General features: G+C 72.9%; 11 protein-coding genes. 5 read left to right on the top strand and 6 right to left on the bottom strand.

Annotated elements, in window-relative coordinates:
- Window positions 1–4 precede the first annotated feature (4 nt).
- Window positions 5–1312: a geranylgeranyl reductase family protein gene (locus OG349_RS32590; protein ID WP_327238006.1), complete on the bottom strand. Its 1308-nt coding sequence runs from the start codon at window positions 1310–1312 to the stop codon at window positions 5–7.
- Window positions 1313–1471: 159 nt separating this feature from the next.
- Between OG349_RS32590 and OG349_RS32585 the strand changes: the two genes are divergently transcribed.
- The gene (locus OG349_RS32585) at window positions 1472–2836 is read left to right on the top strand and encodes a dipeptidase (protein WP_327238005.1); all 1365 of its coding nucleotides are present in this window, start codon (window positions 1472–1474) and stop codon (window positions 2834–2836) included.
- Window positions 2837–3012: 176 nt separating this feature from the next.
- A complete protein-coding gene (locus OG349_RS32580; RefSeq protein ID WP_327238816.1) occupies window positions 3013–3699 on the top strand; it encodes an MBL fold metallo-hydrolase in 687 nt (228 codons plus the stop codon).
- Window positions 3700–3708: 9 nt separating this feature from the next.
- Here OG349_RS32580 and OG349_RS32575 read toward each other — a convergent pair whose 3' ends face one another.
- Window positions 3709–4746 carry an NUDIX hydrolase gene (locus OG349_RS32575; protein ID WP_327238815.1) on the bottom strand — a complete coding sequence of 346 codons (1038 nt, stop codon included), beginning with the start codon at window positions 4744–4746 and terminating at the stop codon, window positions 3709–3711.
- A 251-nt stretch (window positions 4747–4997) separates the two neighbouring features.
- Here OG349_RS32575 and OG349_RS32570 point away from each other — a divergent pair, with 251 nt between their 5' ends.
- Both OG349_RS32570 and OG349_RS32565 read left to right on the top strand, forming a co-directional pair.
- Complete coding sequence (locus OG349_RS32570; RefSeq protein ID WP_327238004.1) at window positions 4998–5180, top strand: hypothetical protein; 183 nt, start codon at window positions 4998–5000, stop codon at window positions 5178–5180.
- Window positions 5181–5291: 111 nt separating this feature from the next.
- Window positions 5292–5792 carry a hypothetical protein gene (locus OG349_RS32565; protein ID WP_327238003.1) on the top strand — a complete coding sequence of 167 codons (501 nt, stop codon included), beginning with the start codon at window positions 5292–5294 and terminating at the stop codon, window positions 5790–5792.
- Between the two features lie 29 nt (window positions 5793–5821).
- Here the strand turns inward: OG349_RS32565 and OG349_RS32560 are convergent, their stop codons facing one another.
- Window positions 5822–6781, bottom strand: coding sequence for an ROK family protein (locus OG349_RS32560; RefSeq protein ID WP_327238002.1), 960 nt, complete (start codon window positions 6779–6781; stop codon window positions 5822–5824).
- A gap of 238 nt (window positions 6782–7019) precedes the next feature.
- On the opposite strand from OG349_RS32560, the gene OG349_RS32555 reads away from it, so the two are divergent.
- The gene (locus OG349_RS32555) at window positions 7020–8063 is read left to right on the top strand and encodes a LacI family DNA-binding transcriptional regulator (RefSeq protein ID WP_161313151.1); all 1044 of its coding nucleotides are present in this window, start codon (window positions 7020–7022) and stop codon (window positions 8061–8063) included.
- Window positions 8064–8079: 16 nt separating this feature from the next.
- Here OG349_RS32555 and OG349_RS32550 read toward each other — a convergent pair whose 3' ends face one another.
- The 3 genes from OG349_RS32550 to OG349_RS32540 form a co-directional block, all read right to left on the bottom strand.
- The gene (locus OG349_RS32550; protein ID WP_327238001.1) at window positions 8080–9384 is read right to left on the bottom strand and encodes a DUF6986 family protein; all 1305 of its coding nucleotides are present in this window, start codon (window positions 9382–9384) and stop codon (window positions 8080–8082) included.
- 210 nt (window positions 9385–9594) lie between these two features.
- Window positions 9595–10557 (bottom strand): electron transfer flavoprotein subunit alpha/FixB family protein, encoded by a 963-nt coding sequence (locus tag OG349_RS32545; RefSeq protein WP_327238000.1) that lies wholly within the window; start codon window positions 10555–10557, stop codon window positions 9595–9597.
- A 97-nt stretch (window positions 10558–10654) separates the two neighbouring features.
- Window positions 10655–11440: an electron transfer flavoprotein subunit beta/FixA family protein gene (locus OG349_RS32540; protein ID WP_327237999.1), complete on the bottom strand. Its 786-nt coding sequence runs from the start codon at window positions 11438–11440 to the stop codon at window positions 10655–10657.
- Between the last annotated feature and the right edge of the window lie 65 nt (window positions 11441–11505).

Genomic DNA, 11505 nt, shown 5'->3' with positions numbered 1-11505 from the left:
CGTCCTAAGGAGCGCCCACCTCCGGTGCCTTGGCCTCCGTGGCCCCGGCCTCCGACGCGCCCGCCTCGGCCTCTGCGGCGGCCGCCGCGGCAGCCGCCTGCCTGCGGTCCAGGACGTCCAGCGCGCGCCGGGCCAGCGGATGGGTCCGTACGAGCCCGGCCAGCGACGTCGAGCCCCGGGCGATGTCCGCGAACGCGTTCCACGCCGGGCGCAGGCCCGTGATCGCCGCGTGCAGCAGCCCGGGACGGCGCTCGAAGATGCCGAGCATCCGGCGGCCGACCCCCATCTCCACGCCGAGACCGGCCTTGATGGCGAACGCGTAGTTCAGCGCCTGCCTGCGGGCGTCCACGGCGTCGTGCGACTCCGAGATCCTGACCGCCCACTCCCCCGCGAGCCGCCCCGACCGCAGGGCGAAGGAGATCCCCTCCCTGGTCCACGGCTCCAGCAGCCCCGCCGCGTCCCCGCACACCAGCACCCGGCCGCGCGACAGCGGCGAGTCCTCGCTGCGGCAGCGCGTCAGATGCCCGGACGAGACGGACGGCTCGAATCCGGCGAGACCGAGCCGGGCGATGAAGTCCTCCAGATACCGCTTGGTCGCCGCGCCCTCGCCCCGCGCCGAGATCACCCCGACGGTGAGCGTGTCCCCCTTGGGGAACACCCAGCCGTAACTCCCCGGCAGCGGGCCCCAGTCGATGAGGACCCGTCCCGCCCAGTCCTCCGCGACCGTCTCCGGCACGGGGATCTCCGCCTCCAGGCCGAGGTCGACCTGGTCCATCTTCACCCCGACGTGCGCGCCTATCCGGCTGGCACTGCCGTCGGCGCCGACCACGGCCCGCGCCAGCACCGTCCCGCCGTCCGAGAGGACCACCGCGACCGTACGGCGGTCGGGCACGGCCGGGCCGTGCTGCTCGACCCGGGAGACCGTCGCTCCCGTACGGAGCACCGCGCCCGCCTTCTGCGCGTGTTCGACCAGACTCGCGTCGAACTCGGGGCGGTTGATGAGCCCGAAGAGCATCCGCTTCGACCGGCGTGTCCTGGCCAGCTTGCCGTTGAGGGAGAAGGTGACCGCGTGCACCCGGTCCCTGAGCGGAAGCTCGAAGCCCGGAGGCAGCGCGTCGCGCGAGGGACCGATGATGCCTCCCCCGCAGGTCTTGTAGCGGGGCAACTCGGCTTTCTCCAGCAGCAGCACCTGACGGCCCGCGACCGCCGCGGCATAGGCCGCCGACGCTCCCGCCGGCCCTGCTCCGACCACGACGACATCCCACACCGGCTCGTCGTGCTCGCTTCCGGCGTCTGCGTTCTCGCTGCTCACGATGTGCTTCTGCTCCTGATCCGACCGGTGGCCCCTGTTGTCGAACGGCATCCTACGGCGCGTGGGCCCCGGAACCGCTGTGGGAGGATCTGTGGTGCCTTCGCCGTACCACTCACGTCCTCCTACCCGGAGAACGTCGCACCCACGAGGAGCGTGCCCATGACCGCCGATCCGATTGCCGAAACCGTCGCGTCGCTGATGCCCCGCGCCCGCGCGGAGCTCGCGGAACTGGTGGCCTTCCGGTCGGTGGCGGACCCGGCGGTGTTCCCGAAGAGCGAGTGCGAGGCGGCGGCCGGGTGGGTCGCCGGCGCGCTGCGTACCGAAGGATTCCAGGATGTCGCGGTCCTCGACACCCCCGACGGCAGCCAGTCCGTCTACGGTTTGCTGCCCGGCCCCGAGGGCGCCCCGACGGTGCTGCTCTACGCCCACTACGACGTACAGCCGCCGCTGGACGAGGCGGCGTGGCTGTCCCCGCCGTTCGAACTGACCGAGCGCGACGGCCGCTGGTACGGGCGCGGGGCGGCCGACTGCAAGGGCGGCTTCCTGATGCACCTGCTGGCCCTGCGCGCCCTCAAGGCGAACGGCGGGGTGCCCGTGACCGTCAAGGTGATCGCCGAGGGCTCGGAGGAGCAGGGTACGGGTGGCCTGGAGCGGTACGCGGAGGCGCACCCGGAGCTGCTGACGGCCGACACGATCGTGATCGGCGACACGGGGAACTTCCGGGTGGGCCTGCCGACCGTCACGGCCACCCTGCGCGGGATGACCCTCCTGCGCGTCCGGGTCGACACCCTCGAAGGGAACCTGCACTCGGGGCAGTTCGGCGGCGCGGCCCCCGACGCGCTCGCGGCGCTGATCCGGGTGCTGGACTCGCTGCGCGCCGAGGACGGTTCGACCCGGGTGGAGGGGCTCGCGGCGGACGCCGTGTGGGAGGGCCTCGACTACCCGGAGGCCGATTTCCGTACGGACGCGAAGGTGCTCGACGGGGTGGGGCTGATCGGCGACGGGACGGTCTCCGACCGGATCTGGGCACGCCCGTCCGTCACGGTCATCGGGATCGACGCCCCGCCGGTCGTGGGCGCCACGCCCTCGATCCAGGCGGGCGCGCGGGCCACGGTCAGCCTGCGGGTTCCCCCGGGCCAGGACACCGCCGAGGCGACGAAGCTGCTGACCGCGCACCTGGAGAAGCACACCCCGTGGGGCGCGCGGGTCGCGGTGGAGCAGATCGGGCAGGGAGCGGCGTTCCGCGCGGACACCTCCAGCCCCGCGTACGCCGCGATGGCGGAGGCGATGCGGGCCGGGTATCCGGGCCAGGACATGCAGACCGCGGGCCAGGGCGGGTCCATCCCGCTCTGCAACACACTGGCCGCGCTGTATCCGAGCGCCGAGATCCTGCTGATCGGGCTGAGCGAGCCGGCGGCGCAGATCCACGCGGTGAACGAGAGTGTCTCGCCGGAGGAGTTGGAGCGCCTGTCCGTCACCGAGGCGCACTTCCTGGTCAACTACGCGGAGTCGAAGCGGGGTTGAGCCGTACGGGCCGTACGGGCCGGATCGGCCGTCCTGCGGCCCCTCGGGGCGCGTGGGGCGGCAGGGCGGTGCGGTTTCGGAGGCGGCGCGCGGTTTCAGCGGACAGCGAAGATCGCCCGGAGCGTAGAGGGGCGCGCGAGCGGCCCGCGTCTGCCTACGGTCGTCGTATGGACCTCATCGACGTCGTCGAAATACGCCCGCGGCTCCACCTGTTGCGCTTCCCGGTCGGCCAGGCCTACCTGTGGCGCGACGGTACGGAACTGACCCTGGTCGACGCCGGGCACAGCGGTGCCGCGACGGAGGTCGAGGAGGCGGTCACCCGCCTGGGTCAGGACCCGCGCGCGCTGCGCCGTATCGTCCTCACCCACTGCCATCGCGACCACGTGGGCTCCGCCGGGGAGTTGGCGCGGCGGCACGGCGCGGAGGTGGTCGCGCACCGGCTGGACGCCCCGGTGGTCCGGGGTGATCTGCCGGTGCCGGAACCGGTGTTGCCCGACTGGGAGATCCCGCTGTACGAGCACGGCCTGACCGTGCCGCCCGCGCCGCCCACCCGCGTGGACCGGGAGGTGGAGGACGGCGACGAGCTGGGCTTCGGCGACGGGGCCCGGGTGGTGCACACGCCGGGGCACACCGCGGGCTCGATCGCGGTCCATCTGCCGCACCACGGTGTGCTGTTCGTCGGGGACACCCTGGCGTCGGTGAACGGGATCACCCTCGGTGTCTTCCACGTGGACCGCGAGCGCGCGCAGGAGTCGATGGACCAGTTGCTGACCCTGGAGCCTTCCACGGTCTGCTACGGGCACGGGGACCCCACTCCGGGCTTCGGGGAGCCGGTCACCGGGCCGGTGCTGCCGCCCCGGTGACCGGCCGGGTCAGCCGACGGGGACGCCGTCCTCCAGGTTGAGCACGACCCCCCGCTCACGGGCCCGCAGGGCCCAGCGCAGCCGCTCGAAGCGGGCGGGCGGCAGCAGGCCGGCCGCCTCCTCCTCCCCGACGAAGCGCCAGTCCCGCAACTCGGGCCCCGGCAGGCGTACTTGCCCGGCCAGCCCGGCGGGCAGCAGTCCACCGTCGAACAGCAGGCGCAGTCCGCCGTAGCCCGGCGGCCGGGGTGGTTCCCAGTCCATGACCAACAGCCTCGGCACGTCGGTGAGTCGGATGCCTATCTCCTCCTCCACCTCGCGGATGCCGGCCCGCGCGGGCGCCTCGCCCTGCTCCACCACACCGCCGGGGAACTCCCAACCGGGCTTGTACGTGGGGTCCACGAGCAGCACCCGGCCCCGCTCGTCGAAGAGCAGCACCCCGGCGGCGAGGGTCTCGGCGGTGGGTTCGGGGGTCTGTACGATCGCGCAGGCGCGCGCCCTGCCGGTCCGTACCGCGTCGGCGAGGCACTCGGCGCTCTCGTGGGCCGTCCTGGCGTTGCTGTCGACGACGTGGGCGTCGGCGGTGAGCCAGTGCAGCGCGGTACGGTACTGCTCGATGTGTTCGTAACACCACCGACGGTCACGTTCGGCGGCCTCCCGGTCGCCGTCCGGGGCTTCCCTGGCCGCTATGCGCCCACGCAGGATCGTTTCATCAGTTGCCAGCAGCACATGCCGGACCGGGATGCGCCGGGCGGCCAGTCCACCGAAGATCTCGTCGCGGTACTCCTGCCGCAGGAGCGTCATGGGGATGACGAGCACACCGCCCAGCTCCGCCAGCAGGGCCGCCGCGGTGTCCACCACCAGGCGGCGCCAGATCGGCAGGTCCTGGAAGTCGGTGACGTCGGCGAGCCGCTTCTGCGGGAGCAGCCGTGCCAGTTCCGCACCGGTGAGCCCAGGGTCGTAGAGCGTGCAGTTGGGGATCAGGTCGACCAGTTCGCGTGCGGTGCTGGTCTTCCCCGCTCCGAACGCCCCATTGACCCAAACAATCACGGCCATCCCCCTCTTCCGTAGCCCCCAGTGGATTGCCCGCAACACCCTGCCACGGAAACCCCGGAGGGGGTCGGAGCGGCCGTCCGGACCGGCTCCCGGAGATCCGGATGTGTCCCAGCCGTTGCCGGTCTGTTTCCGTTCTGCTTCCGTTTCGGCAGGACAGCGGCCTACTGTACGAACCGATGTCCGTGCCGGGCGTAACACAATCCCGAGGAACATCGTTGGAACTCGATGTGACAAGGGGGTACACGATGCGCCGTACGGTGCTGGAGAAATTTCCCGCGGGTGGGCCGCGTGGCAGTTGGCCCGCGGAGGAGTTCGCACGGGCCCGGAGGGACGAGGGCACACCGGCCGAGGTGATCATGGATCTCGACTCGGACTTCTTCCTGGTGGTCGTCCCACAGCAGGCGACGGCGGCGGAAGCGGCGACGTAGCGCGCGTCCGGACCGGCGACGTAGCGCGCGTCCGCGCGGGGCGCCCGGCGGGTGCGGTGCGGACGTGCGCCCGGTGGCGGGCCGTGGGTGCCTCGTACAGGATCCGGTGGCATGCGGGAGCACCAGGAGCGCGGACCGGTCCCGCAGGCGCCCGTGTGCCCGCCCACCCGCCGTACGACTCGGAGAGCCGACATGCCGCCCGTTCCGCCCACGCCTTCGACACCGCCCACACCCTTCGCCCCGCGTTCCCACGCCCGGCGGTCCGCCCTGACGCTCGCCCTGGCGGGGGTGGCGGTCTCGCTGACAGCGACGCCCGCGGCGGCCGACAGCAGCGCGTGCACCCATCACTTCTCCGGTCCGCAGATCTGCGTCCGGCTGGACGGCCGGGGCGCCACCAACGCGGTCACCGGCATCTGGACCAATCCGCCGGCGGACGTCGGTTCGCGTGAGGTGTCGCTGTACCGGAACGGGCGGCTCGCGGACACGGCGAGGGCCACACGCTCGGGCAAGGCGCTGATGTACACCTGGCCGACGCACCACACCGGCAGGGACACGGAGCTGTGCGTGAAGTTCCGCGGCAGCCGACGCACGGCGTGCCAGACGACGCGCTAGGGCGTGTCGTCCGGAGGCACGCGGGAACGTCAGCCGCTGACCGTCGCCGTCTCCTCGTCGCGGGTGCCCAGTGCGGCCGCCGCCGCCGCGCCCACCAGGCCCGCGTCCGTCCCCATGAGGGCCGGGGCCACCTTGATCTGCCGGACGAAGGAGAGGGTGGCGTAGTCGCCGAGGGAGCGGCGCAGTGGGGCGAAGAGAACCTCTCCCGCGTTCGCGACACCCCCGCCGACCACCGCGATGCCGATCTCCACCAGCGTGGCCGTCGCGGCGATGCCGGCGGCCAGCGCCTGCGCGGCGCGTTCGAAGGACGCGATCGCGACGGGATGGCCGGCGCGGGCGGCGGCGGCGACCGCCGCCGCGGACGTGTCCCCGTCGGGCCCCGGCTGCCAGCCGCCCTCCAGCGCCCGGCGCGCGATGTTGGGACCGCTGGCGATCCGCTCCACGCACCCGCGCCCGCCGCACGGGCAGAGGTCGCCGTCCAGGTCCACGCTGATGTGGCCGATGTGCCCGGAGTTGCCGGTGGGCCCCGGGTGGAGCGTGCCGCCGAGGACGAGCCCGCCGCCCACACCCGTCGAGACCACCATGCACAGCGCGTTGTCGTAGCCGCGCGCCGCGCCCTGCCAGTGCTCCGCCGCGGTCATGGCGACCCCGTCGCCGACCAGCGTCACCGGGAGGCCGCCGGTCGCTTCCCGTACCCGCTCCACCAGCGGGAACCCGCGCCAGCCCGGCACGTTGACCGGGCTGACCGTACCGGCGGAGGCGTCCACCGGGCCCGCGCTGCCGATGCCGATCGCCGTGGCCCCCGCCCAGAGCGGCGAGGCCGCGACCTCCGCCAGGACCTCCTCGACGGCGCGCATCACACTCTCGCCGTCCTCCCGCGCGGGGGTCGGCCGCTGTGCCCGTACGAGAATCCTGCCGTTGCCGTCGACCAACGCGCCGGCGATCTTGGTGCCGCCGATGTCGAGTGCGGCAACGCGGTCGATATGCATCGGTGTCGGATCTCCAGGGGACGAGGTATCCCCGCCCGTGCGGGGAATGACCGGACCTGCGCTTCGATGAACAGTCTCTATTCACCTGACAACGTTGTCCAGGGCCTATGCTCGTCGCCACAGCCTTGAATGGCAAACCGGCGGCAATATCCGCAGCGAACCCGGATCCGCCCCGGCGTACGCGGAGATGTGTATACGCGTACACACACGCACCCGGACGACGACAGGACAGCGCACTGTGGCCGACACCTCCCGCCGCCCCGAGAACCGCTACGGCAATCGGCCCACCATGAAAGACGTCGCCGCGCGCGCCGGGGTGGGACTCAAGACGGTGTCCCGGGTGGTGAACGGCGAGCCGGGGGTGACCCCGGACACCGAAAGGCGGGTGCAGGAATCCATCGACGCGCTGGGATTCCGGCGCAACGATTCGGCTCGTGTCCTGCGTAAAGGGCGTACGGCGAGTATCGGTCTGGTCCTGGAGGATTTGGCCGACCCGTTCTACGGTCCGCTGAACCGCGCCGTGGAAGAGGTGGCCCGCGCGCACGGCGCGCTGCTCATCAACGGGTCCAGCGCCGAGGATCCGGACCGTGAGCAGGAGTTGGTGCTGGCGCTGTGCGCGCGCCGGGTGGACGGGCTGATCGTGATCCCCGCCGGTGACGACCACCGCTATCTGGAGCCGGAGATCAAGGCCGGGGTCGCGACGGTCTTCGTGGACCGGCCCGCCGGGCGCATCGACGCGGACGTGATCCTCTCCGACAGCTTCGGCGGCGCCCGCTCGGGCGCCGCGCACCTGATCGGGCACGGTCACCGCCGGATCGGCTTCATCGGCGACCAGCCGCGCATCCACACGGCGATCGAGCGGCTGCGCGGGTACCGCACCGCCATGGCGGACGCGGGGCTGGCCATCCACGACGACTGGGTGGCGCTCGGCACGACCGCGCCCGACCGGGTACGGGACGCGGTGGCCGCGATGCTCGGCGGGCCCGAGCCGGTCACGGCGATCCTCACGGGCAACAACCGGGTGACGGTGACGGCGGTACGGGTCCTGGCCGCGCACCACCGGCCGGTCGCGCTCGTCGGCTTCGACGACATCGAGCTGGCGGACCTGCTGGAGCCGGGGGTCACGGTCATCGCGCAGGACGCGGCGACCCTGGGCCGTACGGCCGCCGAGCGGCTCTTCCAGCGCCTCGACGGGGCGGCCGACGCCCCGTCGAGAGTGGTGCTGCCGACCCGGCTGATCGCCCGGGGCTCGGGCGAGATCCCGCCGCCGGCGGACCGGTAGTCAGGACGGTCAGGACTCAGGCGCCCACGGTTCGGAGGGCGTCGGCCGCGCGGCGCGGGACGGCCAGGGCCTCCAGGTCCTGACGGGTCAGGCCGGTGAGGAGGGTGACCTCGTCGTCGTCCACGGCGCCGCAGTCCAGGCCGCGCAGGAGGTAGCCGCTGAGCGCCTTGGCCGTGGCCGGTTCGTCGAGCACGGCGCCGCCCGCCTTGGTGACGTACGCGACCAGCCGGGCGGCGGCCGCCGCCATGCCCTCGCGGTAGAAGGCGTAGACGGCGGCGTAGCGGGTCGGCAGCTGGGCCGGGTGCATGTCCCAGCCCTGGTAGTAGGCGCGGGCGAGGGCCCGCCGGGTGAGGCCGTAGTGCAGCCGCCAGGCGTCGTGGACCTGGGGGGTGGGACCGACCGGGAGCACGTTGGTCGAGCCGTCGCACACCCGTACGCCCGTGCCGGCCGCCGCGACCTGCATCACGGCCTTGGCGTGGTCGGCGGCGGGGTGGTCGCTCGACTGGTAGGCGGCGCTGACGCCGACACAGGCGCTGTAGTCGAAGGTGCCGTAGTGCAGGCCGGTGGCGCGACCGCCGGCGGCGCCGATCATCCGGGCCACGGTCGCGGTGCCGTCGGCGGCGAGGATGGCCTGGCTGGTCTCGATCTGGATCTCGAAGCCGAGCCGCCCCGGGGGCAGGCCGCGGGCCGTCTCGAACGCCTCGGCGATCCGTACCATCGCCTCGATCTGCTCCGGATAGGTGACCTTGGGCAGGGTCAGCACCAGCCCCCCGGGCAGGCCGCCCGCCTCCATCAGCCCGCTGAGGAAGATGTCGAGGGTACGGATCCCCCGGTCGCGTACGGCCTCCTCCAGGCACTTCATCCGGATGCCCGTGTACGGGGCCGCGGTGCCGTCCGCGTAGGCCGCGGCGACCAACCGGGCGGCGCGGGCCGCGTGTTCGTCCTCGTCGGCGTCCGGGTGCGGGCCGTAGCCGTCCTCGAAGTCGATCCGCAGGTCTTCCACCGGTTCACGCGTCAGCTTGGCCCGTACCCGCTCGTGCACCGGCCCCGCCAGCTCGTCGGGCAGGCCGAGGACGGCGGCCAGCGCGGCGGCGTCCGGGGCGTGTTCGTCGAGCGCGGCGAGGGCCTGGCCGCCCCAGGAGCGGACGGTGCCGGCGGTGAAGGCGTCGGCGGGGACGTAGACGGTGTGGACGGGCTGCCTGGTCCCGGGGTCGCCGGGGTAGCGGCGGGCGAGGTCCGCGTCGACCGGGGCGAGCCGTGCGGCGATGTCCTCGCCGACCGCGCTCGCCAGGCTGGTGGTCACCGTCTCCTGCTGCGCCATCCGCGTACCTTCCTCGTGCCCGTCCCGTACGGGTCGCCCGTACAGCCAACTTTTCCGCTCTGCGGAATCAACATTCCGCAGAAAGGAAGTGAATCGAAGTTAATCGGCGCGGTCGAGCCCCGTCAACGGTGTCCCGTCAGCCACACGAATGGCGCAGGGCCACACGGTGGCGCGACCGCGTGGCCCTGGATCGAAGACGTCCGGCGGGTGTCAGCCCTTGCGGGCCTCGACCTCCTCGGTCAGCTTCGGCACGACGTCGAACAGGTCGCCGACGATGCCGTAGTCCACCAGGTCGAAGATCGGCGCCTCGGCGTCCTTGTTGATGGCGACGATGGTCTTGGAGGTCTGCATGCCCGCGCGGTGCTGGATGGCACCGGAGATACCCGAGGCGATGTAGAGCTGCGGGGAGACCGACTTGCCGGTCTGGCCGACCTGGTTGGCGTGCGGGTACCAGCCCGCGTCCACGGCGGCGCGGGAGGCGCCGACCGCCGCGCCCAGGGAGTCGGCGAGGGCCTCGATGACGGCGAAGTTCTCGGCGCCGTTCACGCCGCGCCCGCCGGAGACCACGATCGCGGCCTCGGTCAGCTCCGGGCGGCCCGTCGACTCCCGGGGGGAGCGGGAGACGATCTTCGTGCCGGTGGACCTCTCGCCGAAGGTGACGGCCAGCGTCTCGACGGCGCCCGCGGCCGGGGCGGCCTCGACGGGGGCGGAGTTCGGCTTGACGGTGATGACCGGGGTGCCCCGCGAGACGCGCGTCTTCGTCGTGAAGGAGGCGGCGAAGACCGACTGGGTGGCGACGGGGCCGTCCGCGCCCGCCTCCAGGTCGACGGCGTCGGTGAGCAGACCGGAGCCGATACGGACCGCCAGGCGGGCGGCGATCTCCTTGGCCTCCGCCGACGACGGCAGGAGCACCGCGGCGGGCGAGACGGCGTCGTAGGCGGCCTGGAGGGCGTCGACCTTGGGGACGACGAGGTAGTCGGCGAACTCGGGCGCGTCGGCCGTCAGCACCTTCACCGCGCCGTGCTCGGCCAGGACGGCCGCGGTGGCCCCGGCGCCCGCGCCGAGGGCGACGGCGACGGGCTCGCCCAGGCGGCGGGCCAGGGTCAGCAGTTCCAGGGTGGGCTTGCGGACGGCGCCGTCCACGTGGTCGACATAGACGAGAACTTCAGCCATGGTGCGGGTCTCCTGCGCATGCGAAGTAGCGGGAATGATGGGGTGGGTGACCGGGGCCCGGCCGGCTTCCGGCACGGCCCGCGGCCCCTGGGGCGGGTCAGATGAACTTGCGCTCCGCGAGGAACGCGGCCAGCTGCTTGCCGCCCTCGCCCTCGTCCTTGACGACCGTGCCCGCCGTACGGGCCGGGCGCTGGGTGGCCCCGTCGACCGCGGTCCAGGCACCCGCCAGGCCGACGTCGCCGGGCTCGATGTCCAGGTCCTCCAGGTCGAAGGACTGCACCGGCTTCTTCTTCGCCGCCATGATCCCCTTGAAGGACGGGTAGCGGGCCTCGCCCGACTGGTCCGTCACCGACACGACGGCCGGCAGGGACGCCTCCAGCAGCTCGCTCGCGGTGTCGCCGTCCCGGCGGCCCTTGACCTGGCCGCCACCCACGGACACCTCGGAGAGCAGCGTGACCTGCGGGACCCCGAGCCGCTCCGCGAGGATCGCGGGCAGCACGCCCATCGTGCCGTCCGTCGACGCCATCCCGCAGATGACCAGGTCGTAACCGGTCTTCTCGATGGCCTTGGCGAGGACCAGCGACGTACCGAGGACGTCCGTGCCGTGCAGCGCGTCGTCCTCGACGTGGACGGCCTTGTCGGCGCCCATCGACAGCGCCTTGCGCAGCGCGTCCTTGGCGTCCTCGGGACCGACGGTCAGGACCGTGATCTCCGCGTCGTCCGCCTCGCCGGCGATCTGGAGCGCCTGCTCCACCGCGTACTCGTCGAGCTCCGACAGCAGGCCGTCCACGTCGTCCCGGTCCAGAGTCAGGTCATCGGCGAAATGCCGGTCTCCGGTGGCGTCGGGCACGTACTTCACACAGACAACGATCCTCAGGCTCACGCCGGCTCTCCTACCGCATCGTCATTTCTGGGCTGCCTTGTTGCACGCAGCATAGGCGCCTTATG

The organism is Streptomyces sp. NBC_01317, assembly GCF_035961655.1.
Lineage (GTDB): Bacteria > Actinomycetota > Actinomycetes > Streptomycetales > Streptomycetaceae > Streptomyces.
Note: the sequence above shows the minus strand (reverse complement) of the source record. Positions and strands in the feature narration are given on the sequence as shown.